This is a genomic window from Flavobacteriales bacterium (genome assembly GCA_016712535.1).
In the GTDB taxonomy this organism is placed as follows: Bacteria; Bacteroidota; Bacteroidia; order Flavobacteriales_F; family PHOS-HE28; genus PHOS-HE28.
Genome location: JADJQW010000002.1, coordinates 1,858,525 through 1,877,168, shown reverse-complemented (window position 1 = coordinate 1,877,168; position 18,644 = coordinate 1,858,525). Strand labels below are relative to the sequence as shown.

The following is an 18,644-nucleotide window of genomic DNA, read 5'->3' as shown; positions in this document are numbered from 1 at the left end:
GCGGCCGTCAGTGGAAGAACTGCAGCACCTTGCTCCACAGCTTGCGCGTGACGAGCAGCGGCGGCGCGTTGAGCCCATTGATGGCCCATGAGCGGCGCACTTCGCGATTGGCCCGCAGGATCAGCTTCAGGTTGCCGTTGCTCATGCCGCCCAAGCGGAAGCGCACGAGCACCTCGCGCAGATGCACGGTGGGGACCTGGTGCTTGTAGAGGAAGCGCAGCAGGATCTCGTAATCAGCGCCGATGCGCAGATCCGTGTTGAAGTGGCCGAAGCGGTCGTAAACGCTCTTGCGGATGAAAGTGCCCACATGCGGCGGCATCCAGCCCTTGCGGAAGTTCTCCCGGTGATAGGTGCCGCTGAGCCAGGTGCGGTGCACGCGATAGATGTCCTTCTCATCCACCATGATGATGTCGCCATAGACGGCCTCGGCATGGCTGCGCTGGAAAGCACCCACGATTTGCGCGATGGTATCGGGCGTCATCAGCAGGTCGCCCGCGTTCACGAAGCCGATCACCTCACCCGTGGCGCGGGCAAGGCCCTTGTTCATGGCGTCGTAGATGCCTTTGTCGGGCTCACTCACGAGGATGTCGATCCCGCGCTTGCCGGAAACCTCCGCAGGGTCTCCGCCTCGGGACCCTGCGGTTTCGGTGCGCAGGGTCCCCTCGTTCCTCAGGAGACCCTGCGCTGATTTGCGGTACCGCTCCAGAATCTCCACAGTGCCGTCCGTGCTCGCGCCGTCGATCACGATCAGCTCGATGTCCGGATGCGTTTGGGACAGGACGCTGTCGAGCGTCTCCGCGATGACCGGAGCGACGTTGCGGCAGACGGTGATGAGGGAGACTTTCATGATTGCACCAGAGCCACCAAACATGGAAGGGCCTGCGAAGATGCGGATGACCATTGAAGGAATGCGAACACCGGGCCCAAGCCATCGGATGCTCCGAACCTCCACGAGCCCTCGGAATTCCCGATGCGGCCATCCCGCCTCAACGGAAGGGGCAAGATCACTCTACAACGATCCGCGCCGATCCAATGGCCCCGTTCGATGCACTCACGTTGACGAGGTACAGCCCGCACGCCAGAAAGCCCTTGGCCAGGTGGACAGAATTGGTCGTGATGTTGTCCATGGTCTTCACGACTTGGCCAACCGAATTGGTGATGGTGATCCTGCACTTCGCATCACCCGGGTTCTCGAACCGTAGAGTGGACGTCTGGCTGAACGGGTTCGGAAAAACGGAGAGTGCGATGCTCCGTGCTTGCTCTTCCACCCCCACATGCGCCGGAAAGGTCATCCTCCAAAGGCTTCCACCATGCTCGATCACGAAGAGCTCGTTGCCCACCTGCACCGCATCGATCGGCTTATAGAATCCGCCCACGATGCTCGAGGTGGTCATCGTGTAGTTGTCGATGCCCGCATCGTGCAGGAGCTTCATGTGAACAAGCTCACGGGAGGTATCCACGAATGGGCATGGGCTCCCCCAGGGCGAAAGCGGAGTGTATCCTGTGCTATCCCCTCCCGGCATGAAGCTCAGCACGAAACCATCCCCTCGGTACGGTGCGGCCAGCGTGCTGTCACGATCGAAGAGCAGCCCAACGGGCGATCGATGGGCCGTGAACGAGGTGATCCAAGCGCCCTCGTCACTTGCATCCCGCACTTCGCCTGTTATGGGATCCCGGAAGAAGTCAGCAGCCTCGCCATAGTTCCGGACCGGTTCGGTGAATATGACCCCTGCCGGGGCGGCCGGGAACGTTGGATCATCAGCGAGCCAACCATTCTGATAACCGCCGCTGAGCGGATTCACCAATGGGTCCATGTCCGCATCATAGGGCGACACCCGGAGCGGGTTGTCGTTCCCGCCCATGCTCCATGGGTATCCATAATGCCTGCCCGGCCTCAACCAATTCAGCTCATCCGGGTCGTCCCGTTCCCCGGAGTTATCGATGGCGAATAGCTCGTCGTTGCCATCCCAAGCCATATCGTAAGCGTTGCGCGTTCCAGAGGCGAACACGTAGCCGCTGTTCTCGAGCAGCGCTGCATCATTCATCAGCACTGCGCCCTCGGTTCCGATGGGGAACCTCAGGATAAGGGTGGTCAACGGGACTTCACGAAGACCCGGATACGCTCCGTTGTTGGTCCGGATCTCACCCAAGTGCGTCCTTGCCCCGCTCGATACGAAGACATAGCTGCCCGATGGGTCAACGGCGACACCGGTGAACCCATGATCCCCCCCGCTGCTTGCCGTGGGATAAGGCTCCGTGGTCACCATGTCCACCCATACCCGGCTTCCATCGGATTGCAAGGTTCCCTTCACCACCTTCCCTATCCCCGTCACGCTCGACCAGATGTTGCCAGAGAGGTACATCACGCTATCCAGGATGCACATGCCCTGCAACGCGCTGATTCCGTGATCATCGGCCGTGTACTTCAACGATGAGCTTGCCGGACCCGAAGGCGGAACGAGCACCTCATGGATCTCTCCTCCGATGGTGGAGTAGTAGAAATGCCCGGTAACCGATTGATGAGCAAGCTTGGTCGCTCCGGGCATTGCCAGGAGGATCGAATCGACCGTGATCCCTTGCACCAAGGGAACAACGCGCTGAGCAGTAGCCGCGAGCACTGCTGTCACGAAAAGGGCAGATACGATGATCTTCTTCATGGCTCTCGGCTTAGGCTTGTTGATCAACAGGTCAGTGCGTTATGCGATTCAGATGTCTCCAGTCCCATGAACGCTGCTCCGTCCCTCTCGGCCGTGAACGCTGAGATTCGATGCCATCCCCGAACTGAACGATCACCCGCTCCCTCACCGCCACCGCCGGATTCCCCTGATAGATCGTGTGAAACCTCCGCAGGGTCTCCGCCTCGGGACCCTGCGGTTTCGGTGCGCAGGGCCCCCTCGTTCCTCAGGAGACCTTGCGCAGATTTGCGGTAACGCTCCAGGATCTCCACCGTGCCATCCGTGCTCGCGCCGTCGATCACGATCAGCTCGATGTCGGGATGCGTTTGGGACAGGACGCTGTCGAGCGTCTCGGCGATGACCGGGGCGAAGTTGCGGCAGACGGTGATGATGGAAACCTTCAACGGTGTATTTGTTTTACCTCAAGTAATCGCGCTGGGCTTCCTCTTCCAAGCGCATCCTATCCCTAGAAGCTGCGCGACGCGCATGATCGAGAAACGGGATGCTCGTAGTGATCTCGAACCGCCAAGGCAAGACATTGCTATCGACGTCAAAGTTCCTATGGATCCTGCATGCAAAATCCAATCGACTTGCATGGCCGACCATGAACACTCCGCCTTGCTCACAATCCCATTGCTCATTGTACATCCAGCCCTCATGTTGAGCAACAAAGCGCCGGACTGCAAGGCTATCAATGACATCCATGGTGAACCAGTAATGCCTCCAAAGAATCTCTTGATGGCAGCCACGTACCATGTCTCCATCAAACGGCCAATAAGGGTTCTCGGCTGAGTGCTTGGACCATTCCTCAACCCAATTGATCTCCGACACACGCGCAGACCCCGTATCCGATGATGGTACGATTTCGACCAGCTCCTCCTCGACAACTTCGGGATTGAGTGCTTGCCTGGCTTCGCGCGGGTTCGACCAATTGACACAATCCACATCCACATAGTATCTGATCGTAGTGTCCCCCAAGGTCTTCGCAAAGTGAATCATGCCGCAGGGCATGTCGGATACGCGATATCCATCTGCGACGAGATCATCCAACGTAAGGTCAGACCTCAGCTCGAACGGATGCCAAGGAGGCGCCACGGGCGTTCGAGAACGGAACTGCGGGGCAACGAGAAAAAAGCCTGCCGTCAACGCAGCACCCAGACCGAACGCCATTAGCCACTTTCCCGCTTGCATGGTCAGCCTAGTGAAATCACCCGCTCCCGCACCGCTACCGCCGGATTCCCCTGATAGATCGTATATGCGCCAAGGTCCTTGGTGGCCACACTGCCCACGGCTAGCACGCTGTGGTTCTTGAGCGTAACGGAAACCTCCGCAGGGTCTCCGCCTCGGGACCCTGCGGTTTCGGTGCGCAGAGTCCCCACGTTACTCAGGAGACCTTGCGCAGATTTGCGGTACCGCTCCAGGATCTCCACCGTGCCATCCGTGCTCGCGCCGTCGATCACGATCAGCTCGATGTCCGGATGCGTTTGGGACAGGACGCTGTCGAGCGTCTCGGCGATGACCGGGGCGACGTTGCGGCAGACGGTGATGAGGGAGACTTTCAATGGACTGCTGCTTCAATATTACCCACGAAGGAACGGGCTTCCAGAAAACCGCAAAGGACATTGATTGATAAGAGCAACATTATCGAGCAACGTTCTTGTGTCCGTGGCGCTCTTCCAAGATCTGCTCGCTTACTGAGAACGGCGTGTGCCGGCCAATCCTCCAATTCTCTAAGACGCGATCCGTCCGTACAAGTATCCAGTCTGAGTATAACATCTGACTTGGATAGCGACTCCATGGCAAGCTGTAGCTGGCCTGGCTGAATCGAATTACCACCGAATCACCATAGAGCGATTCGAACAGTTTCGGGAAACTTTCAGTCATGAGCGGGAGTTCATAGCTCGTTCGAGGATCGAACATCAACGGGTTGCTTATGGTGCCTTGAACTGCTTCCCCACTCTGCATTGGGTATAGATGAACGCCCGTGTAGCACCCAAAACCGCTGAAAGGAATCGAATCCGCTATGCCATTCCGGTAAACAACCAAGTCTGTTTGCAGTCTGCTAAGCGGGGTACCCCAGCTATGCCAGTAGAAACGTTCGCGTGAGTGATTCTTCAAACCGATCTTAATGGTGTCCAGAACGGTGAGTTGGCCCTCATCAATGTCCCACGTAACAGGCCTCCGTTGTTTCCCTGCGACCTCCACGGGCCAGAAGTCCTGATTCCCTTCAAACAACTTCTCAGCTATGAACCACTCGAAGTGTGCACGGGTGGCCAATCCCTCCTTCACCCCCATTCTGAACCACAGATAAAGGCCTAGGACTGCCAGAAGCACAATCGAGAGGACGGCGATGGTGATGTATTTCAACGCCCGGTTCATTTCATGAGCCCAAACGAATGAATCCTATCCCGAAGTATCATCCTGAATCACCCGCTCACGCACGGCCATCGCCGGATTCCCCTGATAGATCATGTAAGCCTCCAGGTCCTTGGTGGCCACGCTGCCCACGGCTAGCACGCTGTGGCTCTTGAGCGTAACGCCCAAGGTGACGATGGCCCCCGCTCCCACCCAGCTGCCATCCTCCAGCACCACCGGCTTGCTGTACGTGGGGTAATCGACCTTCTTGTAATCGTGGCTGCCCTGGATGATCATGGCGCCTTGGCTGATGACGACGTTGCTGCCGATGGTGAGCATGTCGAGATTGTCGAGCCAGACGCGCTGGCCGATCCAACTGTGATCGCCGATGCGCAGCTTCCACGGGAACTTGATGTTCACACCGGGATGGATCACAACGCCCTTCCCCACCCTGGCACCGAACAGGCGCAATAGCGAGGGCTTCGGCGAGCGGAACGGGAAGCCCGGATTGAGGAAGAAGAGCGCGTTGGTGAAGTACCAGAGCGTGCGCTTAACCACGCCCGCTCCGGGATCGAAGGTCTTCGAGTTGTCGAAGCGGGAGAGATCGACGGAGGGACGGGTCATGACATGAACATCGCCAGGCTTCGTTCCAAGCCCGTGGCATCGGTCAAATATCGCTTGCCCAAAGCGGAAGCGCCCAACGCCCACACCTCATAGGCAGATCCATCCATTCCGACCAATTGCGCCAGTAACGAATCGAACTTCTCCGGCTCTTCCAGCGGCAGGTCCCAGCCCGCGCTCTTCGTTTCCAGCCCTTTCCACGGCGTGCGATCGCTGATGATCAACGGCCTGCCCGCCACCAGCGCCTCCAGCATGGTGTGCCCGAAGTTCTCACCCACGCTGGGCATGAAGACAGCGTGCGCCTCGCCGATCACGTGCGCCACGCGATCCTGATCGATGTGGCCGTGCATGACCACGGCAACGTTCTGCGGCAGCCTCGCCACCGCTTCCAAGCATCGTTGGTAATAGGCTTGGTCATACACGGTGCCGTACAGGTCGAAGCGGACATTCCCTTCGAGCTTCATCAAGCGCTCGATCGCGAAGAGCGTGTTCTTCTCCGGTGCGATGCGGCCTACGCTCACCAAACGGAGCTCGCCTGGCTTCTTCCCGATCGGCATCGGCTCCTGTTGCTCGAGCTTCCGACCAAGGTTGGGCACCAGGTGCACCTTCACCTCCTTGCCGATCCAGCGCTTGATATCATCGACCTCTTCCGCATTCGTGGCCTGGAACTCCACGCCCCGGAAGCAACCCGTGGTCTTCATGGCCAGCAGGAAGGCGCGCTTCTTGGCTGCGCTCTGCCGCATGGGCCCGCGCGCCAGCATGCCGCGCACGGCCACGATCCGTCGCTGCTTGGAGCGTCGCAGGATCCATAGCGGCGCGATGGTGCTCCACTTGGAATAAAGGCCATTGATGTACACCACGTCCCAAGCGCGCTCCTCCAACAGGGCTTTCCACTGCTTCAAAGTGCGCTGCATAGTAGAGGCATGCCAGACGCGCTCGCCACGATCCGCCGTGATCCACTGATCGCGGATGATCCCCTTCGGCGGTGATTTCTCAGTATAGTCGCGGTCGCCGGTGACGATGTGGAAGTCGACCCGGCCGTGCAGGTGATCCACGAGGTTCACCATGCTCCGCACCGGTCCGCCCGCCTTGAAGAAGGGTTTGTACCAATCGATGAAGACGAGGACCTGGGGGCGCAAGGCAGAGCGGGGATCGTTAGCTTGAGGCGGTTGAGCGTTGCAGGTTGACCGGGGTTGCGGGTTGGTCGTCCCCCATCAATTCGTGCGCCGTCCTGGCCCAGTGCGCGGGACTCCACGCCCGGCCCAGTTCCATGCTCCGCTGACCCATTGCGCGCAATTCAGCATCGGTGCTGAGCATGAGCATGCGCAATGCTGTCTTCAGCGATGACTTATCCCCAGCAATGAACCGGAAGCCGTTCTCGCCTTCTTTCAGGAAACGCTCGGACGCGCCCACGGCGGAGCTGAGCACGAGCGGCACAGCGGCGCATGCATGCTCCTGCACCACCACGCCCCAGGGCTCATAGGTGCTCGGCAATACGAAGGCGCCGGCCATTGCCACGATCCCCCGCATCTCCTCCGGCTGCTTGAAGCCGAGGTGGGTGATGCGCGGATGCATGCCCGACGGCGAAGCCTTCACCTGCTCATGCAGTTCGCCGGTGACGGCGAAGTGCAGTTCCCAATCCCCAGCGTCCCCTGAATCGCACAGCTCCGCGAAGGCATCGCAGAGCAACTGGTGGCCCTTGGTGGGGATATAGCGCGCCACGCAGAGCAGCCGATGCGGCCACTGCTCGTTGCGCATGGCCAAGATCCGCTCGCCCAGCGGCACGAAGAGCGCGGTGTCAGCGGAATAGAAACCGGTTCGGATCCCGTCCGGCTTGAAACCGAGTCGGAGCGCGTACTCCGCCTGGGCCTTGCCCGTGACCCAAGCATGCGTGAACGACCGATGCAAGCGGATGCGCGCAACGAGCGCATTGGCCCATTGCTTCCAATGCCCGCGCCAGGCGGTATCGAGCGCGATGATGGAAACGCCACCCAGATGCTTCGCTTCGGCAGCGGCGCGCAGGTAGTCCTTGTCAACCCAGCCGCTGGTGATGGTGAGTGCTGGCCGAAGGCGAGCAACGAGATCCACCATGGCATCACCCGTGAGCGATGCACGCTCGTGAACGGTGATGCGCGGGTGGAAAGCCAGGGAGAAGGGCGCCTCCTGATTCACCGGCCAGCGCACCAGATGGACATCGGCATCGGCTCGCTCCACCAGCGCATTGAGACAGGCAAGGACGTATGGCGCCAGCTCGGTGTAGAGCACCAGGATGGTGGGTCGCTCGCTACGGCTCACGGCGGCCAAGGTATCCGCCAGCGATCAGCGCTGCACGCGTATGCGGATATCGAAGAGGCTGCGCGAACGCCCGCCCGCCGCGAACTTGCGCCGGTAGTGCCTCACCCATAGCACGATGAGCGGAACACCGATGAGGGTGGGCCAGAGCCATTGCAGCCAACGCGGCTGGATCATCCCGAGATTCACTGCGCTGAAGGCCGAGACCGTGGCGATGTAACCGCCCAGGAAACCGGTGATGTGCGCATAGAGCCATTCTCGCTTATCGTTGTTGGTGCTATAGAAGCGCTGCAGGTCGCGCCACACGAAGAACAGGCCGATGGTGCCGAAGACCGTGAAGATGACAGGGCCGCTGGTCTTGTGGCCGAGCGCAAGGTGAATGGCGCCCCAGAGGAAGATGCCGCCATTGACGATGCCCGCCGCGATCATGAGCGCGCGGTCCATGGTGCGCGGCCGCTGGCCCTCGTGCAGCTTCTTGAGGTAGAGGGCCCGGTAGCCGCTGGCGATCATGTGGAAGGCGAATACCGCAACCATGGCCATGAGCCAATTGTCGCGGACCACGCCCAAACCGATCCCGGTCACGGCCACCGCAGCCATGCTCCAGAAATAGGACTTGCCCCAGCGCCGGTGCCAATCGCCGCCCTTGCGCGAGACCATGGCCAATGGCGCCACGATGAGGGCAATGAAGCCGAAGAGGGCGTGGAGGAGCGTGAGAGGGGGCATGGAAAGCGAATCACTCGACGAGCAACCTCGCACGTTCGTGCTGTCGATGGTCGGACCGAATGATCAATTCATAGAGGCCAGGCCGCAGGTCCGGAACCGTGATCTGGTCCTGGCCAGCCGTCAACTTTCCGGAACTAGCGGTCGATCCAACCATCGTGACCAATTCCCATATGCGCATCTCTTCTGCTGATCTTACGGATAAGAGGCCACCGCTCGAAATCGGGTTCGGATAAACGAGGCTCCGGGCGGATTCCGGAGGATCAGCGATGCCCACAGGATCCATGAACGTCGTGATCGTATTCGAAGCCGTGAAGGCATTCTCATCAGTCCTCACAACGAAAACCGCGCGAGGACCCGGTCCAGAGCCCTCGATCCATCCAGCTGCAACGTATCCTTCACCCGGCACTGAATCGACCCCTAGGCCCATGGACCGGTTGCCTTCTCCATAATTCGACCCGGAAATGAACCCGCCATCTTCCGCAACCCGCGTGAGTATCATATCGGAATTGGAGCCGACCGTAGTGTATCCGGTGATGACGAACCCGGACCCATGGGCGCGCTGAATCGCCGTTGCCTTAGCGTCCGTTTCGTTCCCGATGTACCGATCCCAGAGGAAGCCACCGGCACCATCATAGCCAGCAAGCATGATCTTCTGCGCCGCCGATCCTGCCCTTGAACGCCCGCACACAACAAGGTTGCCATTGCTGCCAACGGCAACGCCTCCGAAAGACACGTCGGCCGATGAGGTCCAAGTTGCTTCCCAAAGTTGAGCGCCGTCCGTATCGAGCAGCAGGAGAATCCCATCATCGTCACCATCAACAATCGTCCGGCGGCCAACCAGCGCGATGGTGCCATCCATCCGAACGGCCGCACCGTTGAACTCGGTGAAGAAAGGAGCTTCCAGCGCATAGCTCCAGACCGGGTCCCCGTCCCAATCGACTCGGATGGCGAAACCTCTTCCTTGAGGCACGGCTTCACTGTACGAAACACCATGAAGCAGGAATCCACCCTCCAGTGCCACCATGCCCCGGCACAGGTCCCAGTCCGCATCGCCGTAGTCCGTCGACCACAGAACCTCACCGGAATCATTGGTCCGCACCAAGCGCATATCATAGTTCCCGTTCTGCCCATCACCAACCGTGCAGGCAATCGCGAATCCGCCGTCGACCTCTGCGCATGCCACGGCCTGATCAACATCCGCTCCCCCGAAAAAGCGCGACCAAAGAAGCGTGCCGCCGTCATCCAACCGAAGCAGATAGATATCGCCCGCACCGTTCCCGAAGCTGCCCGTGCTCCCGGCAACCAGGAATCCACCATCCGAACAGGAGATCACGCTTGCGCCATTGTCGGAGCCGGATGCACCGTAAGTCCTGCGCCATGTGGATTGACCACTTGCGCAAAAACCGAGGAAGATGGCGGTGATGAGAAGCAGCAGAGACGGCACTGTGGCAGGGCGCATGAGGAACGCGAAATTACCGTCGTGACCGTTGATTCGCCGCCAAAGCCCGCCCGCTACTTTCGCCCCATGCACTCAGCGCCGCAGCCATCCGCACCCGCAAGAAGAGCGGTTGCGCTGCGCGGAGCATGGATTCCACGGGCGATTCTCCTGCTCGTTGCGCTCGCCTTCATCCTCCTCAAGCTGCCGTATTCGGGCCTGCCCTATTACTGGGATGAGGCATGGGTGTACGCCCCTGCGGTGAAGGCCATGCACGAGAACGGCATCAGCTTCTTGCCATGGGCGATTCCGCCTGAACTCTCACGCGGGCATCCACTCTTCTTCCATGCACTCGGAGCACTGTGGATGAGCGCATTCGGCGACTCCTTCGCTGCGATGCACAGCCTTGCTCTTTGCGTTTCCATCCTGCTCCTGCTTTCCACTTATTGGCTGGGGGCGCGCTTGGGAGGTGAATGGATGGGCGCCTGTGCGGCGGTGCTTGTCGCGGCGAGCGAGATGCTGCTTGCCCAAAGCGGCCTGCTGCTTCCTGAGGTGACGCTGGCGCTGCTCATGACGCTTGCTGCAACGGCCTATCTCGCACGGATCCCTTGGCTCTATCTCCTCACTTGCACGCTCGCGCTCTGGACAAAGGAAACTGCCGTGGTGCTGGTGATCGCCGTGGCCATGACGCATGCGTTGTCGCGCTTCTACGGCGGCAACTGGCCAGGATCCAGGGCTTGGCTCCGATGGTGGGCGCTGCTCTTGCTACCCGTTGGGATTGCTGGATCCTACTACCTGCTGCAATGGTGGGAATCCGGATGGTTCTTCTTCCCGGAACATCTGGAGATGATCACCCGGTCAAGGCTGGACATTGCTTTCAAGGCCAAGCTGGCATTCACCAACGCATTCGAGACGGAAGGCCTCCAGTACCTGACGCTAGCTGGTTGCGTGGCGGCTCCATGCCTCCTGATCCGCCGCGGTGCTGCACTGAGCATCTTGTCCGCGCTTGCGTTCACCGCCGCGATCAAGATGCTCTGGGGCCGCTGGCCGGTGCCCGCGAGCATCCAATTGCCTGCTGTCCTCATCGCCTTGGCGATCGGCATCGGATCGCTTTCGCTGCTCATCCGCCGGACTGAATGCCAGCTTCATGTTCCGGTTTTCCTGTTCGGCATCCTTTGCATCGGGCTTTGGGCATTCACCTCCTTGAACTTCTTCACGCCCCGGTACCTGTTGCCCATCCATCCATTCCTTGTGATGGGCGTGCTGGCGAGCTTGCATGCTTCAGGCCTCTCGGGCAGGGCTTGGGCGCTTCCGGCCGTGTCTGCGGTCATGGCGGCCACCATGCCCGCATCACTCGGCACCGATGGTCATATCGGTGATACGCGATTGAACTACCGCGATGCCATATCGATGCACAAGCAACGCATCGGATTCTGCGACCAGAAAGGCATGCACGACGCTCGCATCATGGCTTCTTTCACGGACTCGTACTACATGAATCATCCGGAGGCAGGTTACCTCGATGGCTCTCCGGTGTTCAGCGGCTGTGGGCCAGGGCCCATGCCTGAAGTGGAATACGCCTTCGTCGATTATCAATCCAGGAAGGAGCTGAGCGATGAACTCAAGGACGCCGGCTTCATCCGGATTGCCAGTTTCAGGTCCGGCCCGGCCTGGGGCGATGTGTATCAACGACGCTGAGCATCAAGCTCCGCCCCTCCACCCCGGTACCTTCGCCCCATGTCCCCCGCCGCGCTCCGCAACTTCATGATCTTCCTGGTGGTGCTCATCGCCATCGACCTGTATGCCTACAAAGGTGTGAATACCGCGCTCGCGAATCACAGCGTGGCGTTGCGGCGCATTTTCCGCTTCCTCTACTGGGTCATCAGCATCGGCCTGCTGGGCATGATCGTGTACGTGGGCTTCAACTTCCGCGACCCCGAGGCGCGCCGAGACCACAGCTTCGCGTTCAGCATGGTGGCGCTCTTCCTGCTCTTCTTCCTGCCCAAGATCGTCATGGTGGTCTTCCATGGCCTCGACGACCTGCTGCATCTGGTGCGCTGGGGCTGGGACAAGCTCACGCCCGGGCCCGTGGATGCCGCCGGCGAAGGCATCGACCGCGCTCGCTTCCTGAGCCAACTGGGCCTTATCGTCTCAGTGGTGCCCTTCGCAGGCGTGCTCTACGGCGTCACCAAGGGACGGCGCAACTTCAACCTGGCGCGCGTACCCGTAAGGAGCAGCAAACTGCCCGAGGCCTTCAACGGCCTGCGCGTTGTGCAGATCAGCGACATGCACTTGGGCAGCTACGGCGGCGACCTGAGCGTGGTGCGCAAAGGCGTTGACCTGATCATGGCCGAGGGGCCAAACCTGATCCTCTTCACCGGCGATCTGGTGAACGACTTCGCAGAGGAAGCCGAGCCGTTCATCGCTGAGTTGGCGCGGATGCAGGCGCCGCTCGGCAAGTTCTCCATCCTCGGCAACCACGACTACAGCGATTATCCGAAGTGGGATAGCCCTGAGCTGAAGGCCAAGAACCTCGAGAAGCTCAAGCGCATCCATGCCGAGATGGGCTTCCGGCTGCTGCTCGATGAGCACTTGCCCTTGGAGCGCGATGGCGAGCGCATCGGGCTGCTGGGCGTGCAGAACTGGGGGCACCGCTTCCAGCAGTACGGTGACTTGCAGAAGACGGTGCGCGGCAGCGAGAGCTTCGCCTATCGCATCCTCATGAGCCACGACCCCACGCACTGGGAGCACCAGGTGCAGGGCACGGGCATCGACCTCACGCTGAGCGGCCACACGCATGGCGCGCAACTGGGCGTGAAGCTCGGCAGCACCACCTATAGCCCTGCGCAATGGGTGTACAAGCACTGGGCGGGCCTCTATGCCGAGGGCGATCAGCAGCTCTACGTGAATCGCGGCTTCGGCTTCATCGGCTTCCCTGGTCGCGTGGGCATGCCGCCGGAGATCACGGTGCTTGAGTTGACCCGTGGTTGAATGGGCTGAGGGTTGATTGCGAGGCCGGTTGGGGGTTGGCCGATCACGGGAACACCCTCGCCGCCTCTGCCACGCATCGATCCAACTGCTGGAGGTTGAGCCCAGTGCTCACTCCGCGCTCTTCCAGGCTCCGAGCGAAAAGCTCCATCTGCAGGTTGCCCACGAGTTCATCCTCGGCCATCGGGCAGCCGCCATAGCCTTTGATGGCGCCATCGAAGCGGCGGCAACCGGCATCCCAAGCGGCATCGGTCTTCTGCTTCCAATTGTCCGGCGTGCAGTGCAGGTGCGCGCCGAACTCCACGGCCGGCAGTGCAGGGATGAGGGCGGAGAACATCGTGGAGATATCACCGGGCCGCGCCACGCCAACGGTATCGCTGAGAGCGATGATGCGCACGCCCAGCTCGTTCACCAGCCGATCGACCCAGTGCAGTGCGACCTCGGCGTTCCACGGATCGCCGTACGGATTCCCGAAGGCCATGCTGATGTACACCACCAGTTCCTTCCCAGCCGCGCGCGTGATCTCCGCGATGCGCGCGATGCGGCCCCAGCTCCCTTCGATGCTCGTGTTCGTGTTGCGCTGCTGGAAGGTCTCGCTGATGCTGAACGGGTAGCCGAGACAGGTGACGCTCGCCTGTTTCACCGCCTCCTCCGCGCCGCGCTCGTTGGCCACGATCACGAGCAGCTTGCTGTTCGATCCGCTCATGTCGATCCGGGAAAGCACCTCGCCGGTATCGGCCAATTGCGGAATGGCCTTCGGGCTCACGAAGCTCCCGATGTCGATGGTATCAAAGCCCACCTTGAGCAGCTCATTCAGGTAGCGCACCTTCACCTCCGTGGGAATGAAGGGCACGATGCCTTGCATGGCGTCGCGCGGGCATTCGATGAGTTTCACCGCTTCCATGCCGCGAAAGATCGATTGATCCGCTTCACCAGCGAAGGCCCTTCATACACCAGGCCGGTGTACACCTGCACCAGATCGGCGCCCGCCTCCAATTTCTCCATCGCCGCCTCCCATGAATCGATGCCGCCCACGCCGATGATGACGGTGGGCCTCGGCAGGCGCTCGCGCAAGCAGGTGATCACCTCCGTGCTTCGCGCCCGAACCGGTGCTCCGCTCAAGCCTCCTGCGCCAACGGACTCCAGTTCAACTTGCGTCGCGTGAAGCCCTGATCGCTCGATCGTGGTGTTGGTGGCGATCACGCCCGCGATGCCGCTCTCCTTCACTACTGCCACGATATCGTCCAATTGGCCATCGCTGAGGTCCGGGGCGATCTTGAGCAGGATCGGTTTGGAAGCTTGAGGAGTTGAGGAGGTGTTGGTTGAAGGTCGAATGCTCTTCTCCCTCAACGCGCGGAGGATCTCCAGCAAGGGCCCTTTCTCCTGCAACGCGCGCAAGCCGGGCGTATTGGGGCTGCTCACGTTCACCACGAAGTAGTCCACCGCGTCATGGAGCGCATCGAAGCAGGCGATGTAGTCGTCGATGGCCCGATCATTCGGAGTGTCCTTGTTCTTGCCGATGTTCCCGCCGACGATGATCCCTGGCCTCCGATTGCGCAAGCGTTCCACGGCCGCGTGCACGCCGCCGTTGTTGAAGCCCATGCGATTGATGAGCGCACGGTCCTTCTTCAGCCTGAAAAGCCGCGGCTGCGGATTGCCGGGCTGTGGCTTGGGCGTGAGCGTGCCCACCTCGATGAAGCCGAAGCCGATGCGCGCGAGGGCATCCACATGTCTCGCATCCTTGTCCATGCCCGCTGCGAGGCCTACAGGCGATGGAAAGCGCAAGCCCATCACGTCGGTGGCCGCGGCACGCGGCGGCTTGGCTCCCCCCACGAGCGAGAGCATGCCGGGAATGCGCGATGCGATGCCCAGCAGCCGGAAGGTGAGGTGATGAGCGCGCTCCGGAGGGAGCAGGAAGAGCAGTGGACGGAGCAGCGCGTACATCGGCGGCGGAGCGATCGCTAAGGGGTCTCGTTAAGCCGTATCAGCTCAAAGGCCTCCCATGCGCCGACATCCTTGCGATCGGCCGTGAGGCAGGTGTAGCAGGCATTGCCTTCGGCGAGTTGCGCCGCCAGATGCATCCCTTCGAGCGTGCGCAGCGCAACACGGCCTTCCGGCAGTTCAACCAGTTCGATGGTCTCCTTCTCGCCGATGCTGTCACGGTCGGCCACTGCCTGGCGCAAGCCTTCACGCTCGAAGCAGACATGCTTGCCATTGCTCGCGCGCAATGCGAAACGGCCGCTATCCATCGGCACGAGCTCGAATTGCTCCCAGGCCCCGATGCTGCTGCGATTGGCCATCAGCGCTCCGTAGCGCGCAACCCCTTCGGCCTGATCCGCGCAGATGTACTGGCCATTGGCGGCTCGCAAGGCCACCATCTCATTAAGCTTGGGAGCCGATGCTTCCGCGGCATCGGCAGGGGTATTCGATTGTTGCGTTGGGCCGCAGCCAACCAAGGCCGCGCTTGCGGAGAAGATCAGGGACCGTGCGACTTGTTTCATGGTTCTTGCAAAGGCCGCAAAGGTGGCACATGCGGGCCGAATCGTCAGGCATGGGACGAGCAGCGCCAGTACTATTGCGGCGCTCCCAGCGTTGGCCAGGACATGCGCGCATCCGTCATCCTCCTGCTCATCAGTTCGAGCAGTTCCATCGCACAGCCCAGCGGGCCCTCCGAGATCCATCGCATGGTGCGCTTGAATGACAGCATCTTCGTGGACCGCTTCGAGATCGGCGTGGCGGATTGGCTGGAATTCATGCACGACGGCGATGGCACTGCGCCGGATCCAACCGTGCTGAAGGAATTGCCCTATGCGTACCTGTTCGCTCCCGCCTCCGGCGAAGCGCGGAGCTTCCGCAGCTTCGGGGTCTTCACCCGCTTCCGGATCGGCGTTCGATCCGACAGCCTGCGCGCACGATCGCAGCGGCACAAGGCTGAAGGTTACGCCCATTATCCCATCGCCGGCATCAGCTACGAGCAAGCCCTTGACTATTGCGCCTGGCGAGGCGATCGGTACAACGAAATGCTTCGCGCGCAGGGAGACACCATGTTCACCGTCATCTACGAGCTCCCTAAGGCGCGCGAGATGGATGCGCTGCTCACGGAAGCAGATAGCACGAACGGGATCTGTCCCTTGTTCAATTACGACTGCGCGCCATGCCAGGCCCAATTGAAGATGGGTCGCCGCCGGGCCTTCGTCCATCCTGGGAAAGAACTCACCCCTGTCACCGGATACGCGCCGGACGCGCTCGGGCTGTACAACCTGCGAGGTAACGCGGCTGAGCTGACCGCCTCCCGTGGCGTTGCCAAGGGCGGGTCCTTCATGGAACCCGCTGGGCAATGCGCCCAAGGCTGGTCGCAGCCTTACGACAAGCCGGAGCCCTGGCTCGGCTTCCGTTGCATCGCTCGCGTGAAGGCCCACTAGCCCGGTACCTTCGCGGCCCTTCCGATGCCTTTCCAACTCATATCAGAATTCACCCCGACCGGCGACCAGCCCGAGGCCATCCGGCAATTGGTGGAAGGATTGCGCGATGGCGTGCCGGCGCAGACACTGCTCGGCGTCACCGGATCGGGCAAGACCTTCACCGTGGCGAACGTGATCGCGCAGGTCGATCGCCCCACGCTGATCCTGAGTCATAACAAGACGCTGGCCGCTCAGCTCTATGGCGAGTTCAAGCACTTCTTCCCGAACGACCGCGTGGAGTACTTCGTGAGCTATTACGACTACTACCAGCCCGAGGCCTACCTGCCCACCACCAACACCTACATCGAGAAGGACCTCTCGGTGAATGAAGAGATCGAGAAGCTCCGGCTCAGCGCATCGAGCGCGCTGCTGAGCGGAAGGCGCAACGTGATCGTGGTGGCCAGCGTGAGCTGCATCTACGGCATTGGCAATCCAGCGGAGTTCAAGCACACGGTGGTGGAGCTGAACAAGGGCATGAAGGTGAGCCGCAATGCGCTGCTCCACCGCTTCGTTTCGGCGCTGTACAGTCGCAAGGACATTGAGCCTGGTCGCGGCAACTTCCGCGTGAAGGGCGATGTGGTGGAGGTCTTCCTCGCGTACGCCGATGAAGGCATCCGCATCCACTTCTGGGGCGATGAACTGGAGCGGATCGAGCGCTTCGACCTGGGCACCACCAAGACGCTGGAGACCGTGGATCAAGTGACGATCTACCCGGCCAACATCTTCGTGACCAGCCGCGAGACGCTGAACGGCGCCATCCACAGCATCCAGGAGGACATGGTGAAGCAGGTCGCCTTCTTCCAGGAGATCGGCAAGCACCTGGAGGCGAAGCGCCTCGAGGAGCGCGTGAGCCACGACCTGGAGATGATGCGTGAACTGGGCTACTGCAGCGGCATCGAGAACTACAGCCGCTACTTCGACCGGCGTGAAACGGGCCAGCGCCCCTTCTGCCTCCTCGACTACTTCCCCGACGATTTCCTGATGGTCATCGACGAGAGCCACGTCACCGTGAGCCAGGTGCAGGCCATGTACGGCGGCGATCGCAGCCGCAAGCGCAACCTGGTGGAGTATGGCTTCCGCCTGCCCAGCGCGATGGACAATCGCCCGCTGAAATTCGAGGAGTTCGAGGGCATGATGGGACAGACCCTCTTCGTCAGCGCCACGCCAGCTGACTACGAATTGCAGCGCAGTGAGGGCGTGGTGGTGGAGCAAGTGGTGAGGCCAACGGGATTGCTCGACCCGCCCATTGAAGTGCGTCCGAGCAAGGACCAGATCGACGACCTGCTCGAAGAGATCCGCAACCGGACCAAGAAAGACGAGCGCGTGCTGGTGACCACCCTCACCAAGCGCATGGCGGAGGAGCTCGACGAGTTCCTGCGCAGGAACGGCGTGAAATGCAAGTACATCCACAGCGACGTGGAGACCCTTGAGCGGATCGAGATCCTGCGCCAGCTCCGCTTGGGCATGATTGACGTGCTCGTGGGCGTGAACCTCCTGCGCGAAGGCTTGGACCTGCCGGAGGTATCGCTCGTGGCCGTGCTCGATGCGGACAAAGAAGGTTTCCTCCGCAGCAACCGCTCGCTCACGCAGACCGCTGGCCGCGCGGCACGGAATGTCAATGGCCTGGTGGTCTTCTACGCGGACAAGATCACCGACAGCATGCGGCGCACCATTGATGAGACCGAGCGCCGCCGCGCCAAGCAGATGGCGTACAACGCGGAGCACGGCATCACGCCCACGCAGATCAAACGCGACAGGGCCGATGTGCTGAAGCAGACCTCGGTGCTCGAGATCCAAGGCCCCACGCCCAAAGCCTACCTCGAACCGGAACCGGTTTACAGCCTCGCCGCCGATCCGGTGATGCAATACATGAGCACCGATCAGTTGGAGAAGAATGCCGCTCTGCTTGAGGCGCAGATGCGCAAGGCGGCCAAGGAACTCGACTTCATCGCGGCGGCCCAGCTGCGCGATGAGTTGTTCGCCGTGCAGAAGCTCATGGAGCTTCGCCTGCAAGCGAAGCCGTGAGTAGTCGGGCGTGAAAGGTGAATCGTCGTCGCGGTGATTGCCTTCGGCGAAAAGGGGCTTCGGTGATTC

17 protein-coding genes and 1 pseudogene are annotated in these 18,644 nt (G+C 61.1%); 4 read left to right on the top strand and 14 right to left on the bottom strand.

Going from position 1 to position 18,644, the window contains the following annotated elements; all coding sequences use genetic code 11:
• Positions 1 to 7: 7 nt before the first annotated feature.
• The 11 genes and pseudogenes from IPK70_07700 to IPK70_07650 all read right to left on the bottom strand — a co-directional run bounded on the left by IPK70_07700 (position 8) and on the right by IPK70_07650 (position 10,125).
• Positions 8 to 847, bottom strand: coding sequence for a glycosyltransferase (locus IPK70_07700; GenBank protein MBK8227045.1), 840 nt, complete (start codon positions 845 to 847; stop codon positions 8 to 10).
• Between the two features lie 157 nt (positions 848 to 1,004).
• Positions 1,005 to 2,657, bottom strand: coding sequence for a PQQ-dependent sugar dehydrogenase (locus tag IPK70_07695; GenBank protein MBK8227044.1), 1,653 nt, complete (start codon positions 2,655 to 2,657; stop codon positions 1,005 to 1,007).
• A gap of 23 nt (positions 2,658 to 2,680) precedes the next feature.
• The gene (locus tag IPK70_07690) at positions 2,681 to 3,079 is read right to left on the bottom strand and encodes a glycosyltransferase (protein ID MBK8227043.1); all 399 of its coding nucleotides are present in this window, start codon (positions 3,077 to 3,079) and stop codon (positions 2,681 to 2,683) included.
• 13 nt (positions 3,080 to 3,092) lie between these two features.
• The gene (locus IPK70_07685; GenBank protein ID MBK8227042.1) at positions 3,093 to 3,866 is read right to left on the bottom strand and encodes a hypothetical protein; all 774 of its coding nucleotides are present in this window, start codon (positions 3,864 to 3,866) and stop codon (positions 3,093 to 3,095) included.
• A gap of 227 nt (positions 3,867 to 4,093) precedes the next feature.
• Positions 4,094 to 4,237 (bottom strand): annotated as a pseudogene (locus tag IPK70_07680) (glycosyltransferase).
• A 79-nt stretch (positions 4,238 to 4,316) separates the two neighbouring features.
• On the bottom strand, positions 4,317 to 5,054 hold the full coding sequence (locus tag IPK70_07675; GenBank protein MBK8227041.1) for a hypothetical protein: 738 nt from the start codon (positions 5,052 to 5,054) through the stop codon (positions 4,317 to 4,319).
• A gap of 24 nt (positions 5,055 to 5,078) precedes the next feature.
• On the bottom strand, positions 5,079 to 5,654 hold the full coding sequence (wcaF, locus tag IPK70_07670) for a colanic acid biosynthesis acetyltransferase WcaF (GenBank protein MBK8227040.1): 576 nt from the start codon (positions 5,652 to 5,654) through the stop codon (positions 5,079 to 5,081).
• Positions 5,651 to 6,790, bottom strand: coding sequence for a glycosyltransferase family 4 protein (locus IPK70_07665; protein ID MBK8227039.1), 1,140 nt, complete (start codon positions 6,788 to 6,790; stop codon positions 5,651 to 5,653). Before IPK70_07665 ends, wcaF begins: the two co-directional genes overlap by 4 nt.
• 16 nt (positions 6,791 to 6,806) lie before the next feature.
• The gene (locus IPK70_07660) at positions 6,807 to 7,946 is read right to left on the bottom strand and encodes a glycosyltransferase family 4 protein (GenBank protein ID MBK8227038.1); all 1,140 of its coding nucleotides are present in this window, start codon (positions 7,944 to 7,946) and stop codon (positions 6,807 to 6,809) included.
• A gap of 24 nt (positions 7,947 to 7,970) precedes the next feature.
• Positions 7,971 to 8,666, bottom strand: coding sequence for a hypothetical protein (locus IPK70_07655; protein ID MBK8227037.1), 696 nt, complete (start codon positions 8,664 to 8,666; stop codon positions 7,971 to 7,973).
• A 10-nt stretch (positions 8,667 to 8,676) separates the two neighbouring features.
• The gene (locus IPK70_07650; protein ID MBK8227036.1) at positions 8,677 to 10,125 is read right to left on the bottom strand and encodes a hypothetical protein; all 1,449 of its coding nucleotides are present in this window, start codon (positions 10,123 to 10,125) and stop codon (positions 8,677 to 8,679) included.
• Between the two features lie 66 nt (positions 10,126 to 10,191).
• Here IPK70_07650 and IPK70_07645 point away from each other — a divergent pair, with 66 nt between their 5' ends.
• Positions 10,192 to 11,799, top strand: a complete 1,608-nt coding sequence (locus IPK70_07645) for a hypothetical protein (GenBank protein ID MBK8227035.1) — start codon at positions 10,192 to 10,194, stop codon at positions 11,797 to 11,799.
• 39 nt (positions 11,800 to 11,838) lie between these two features.
• Positions 11,839 to 13,092 (top strand): metallophosphoesterase, encoded by a 1,254-nt coding sequence (locus IPK70_07640; GenBank protein MBK8227034.1) that lies wholly within the window; start codon positions 11,839 to 11,841, stop codon positions 13,090 to 13,092.
• A gap of 43 nt (positions 13,093 to 13,135) precedes the next feature.
• Here IPK70_07640 and IPK70_07635 read toward each other — a convergent pair whose 3' ends face one another.
• The 3 genes from IPK70_07635 to IPK70_07625 are packed head-to-tail and all read right to left on the bottom strand — an operon-like array spanning position 13,136 to position 15,590.
• Positions 13,136 to 13,993, bottom strand: coding sequence for a hydroxymethylglutaryl-CoA lyase (locus tag IPK70_07635; protein MBK8227033.1), 858 nt, complete (start codon positions 13,991 to 13,993; stop codon positions 13,136 to 13,138).
• Positions 13,981 to 15,033: a quinone-dependent dihydroorotate dehydrogenase gene (locus IPK70_07630; protein ID MBK8227032.1), complete on the bottom strand. Its 1,053-nt coding sequence runs from the start codon at positions 15,031 to 15,033 to the stop codon at positions 13,981 to 13,983. The genes IPK70_07635 and IPK70_07630 overlap by 13 nt, the downstream gene beginning before the upstream one ends.
• 17 nt (positions 15,034 to 15,050) lie before the next feature.
• Positions 15,051 to 15,590: a hypothetical protein gene (locus IPK70_07625; protein MBK8227031.1), complete on the bottom strand. Its 540-nt coding sequence runs from the start codon at positions 15,588 to 15,590 to the stop codon at positions 15,051 to 15,053.
• 102 nt (positions 15,591 to 15,692) lie between these two features.
• Here IPK70_07625 and IPK70_07620 point away from each other — a divergent pair, with 102 nt between their 5' ends.
• Both IPK70_07620 and uvrB read left to right on the top strand, forming a co-directional pair.
• A complete protein-coding gene (locus IPK70_07620) occupies positions 15,693 to 16,511 on the top strand; it encodes an SUMF1/EgtB/PvdO family nonheme iron enzyme (protein MBK8227030.1) in 819 nt (272 codons plus the stop codon).
• A gap of 24 nt (positions 16,512 to 16,535) precedes the next feature.
• Entirely contained in the window at positions 16,536 to 18,575 is a 2,040-nt protein-coding gene (uvrB, locus tag IPK70_07615) for an excinuclease ABC subunit UvrB (GenBank protein ID MBK8227029.1), read from the top strand.
• Positions 18,576 to 18,644 lie beyond the last annotated feature (69 nt).